Source organism: Bartonella sp. AP57NXGY, from assembly GCF_042195805.1.
Lineage (GTDB): Bacteria > Pseudomonadota > Alphaproteobacteria > Rhizobiales > Rhizobiaceae > Bartonella.
The window spans coordinates 1-609 of the sequence record NZ_JBHIOZ010000605.1 but is presented as its reverse complement, the minus strand read 5'-3'; the positions used below and the strand labels follow the sequence as shown (position 1 = coordinate 609).

The following is a 609-nucleotide window of genomic DNA, read 5'->3' as shown; positions in this document are numbered from 1 at the left end:
GTTCAACATCCACAACGATAACTCCTTCTTATAAATCAATTTTTTTCGTAATACAAAACGCACCAAAAGGAATAGACTTGTGTTGCATATTCACGCGCTTGTTTTAAAGAAAGATCTCTCAACGCTCATCACACCCATTTTGCAAAACGCCGCCCGTAAAGAAATGGTAAGCCCCCATGAAGTATATAAAATCCTTTCAGCCCTCCCCTATCTTTACGCTTATGGAAAAACACGTTTACGCTTATGGAAGAACAAGCCGGCATCATCACAAAAACTCTGCCAGCTCCCAATGTTGCAGACAGCCTTCGGTTCAAGAGATAATTCATTAAAGGCATGCCTTTCTTGTACAGTTTTGACCCACATGCACGCCCCACCACTTATGATGTATAAGCCAAGTAATTTTAATTGATTTAATATGAGAGAACTGGTGATGAAAAATTTTATTATATTCAGCAACGCGCTTCACGGTAAAAAAATGGTTATTTATTATTATAAATCAATATATTAATAAAGAAGAGAGTCATCATCAAGACGCTTACCTTTTTCTAAAAAAAGCTTCACACTGAAAGAAAACATCTAAAACTTAGATAAAAAAAAAGGTTTGCCTCT

General features: G+C 36.1%; 1 protein-coding gene. It reads left to right on the top strand.

Annotation, left to right across the window (positions count from 1 at the left end):
- Positions 1-79 precede the first annotated feature (79 nt).
- Positions 80-409, top strand: coding sequence for a hypothetical protein (locus ACFIL8_RS12285; RefSeq protein WP_375613593.1), 330 nt, complete (start codon positions 80-82; stop codon positions 407-409).
- The last annotated feature ends 200 nt before the right edge of the window (positions 410-609 follow it).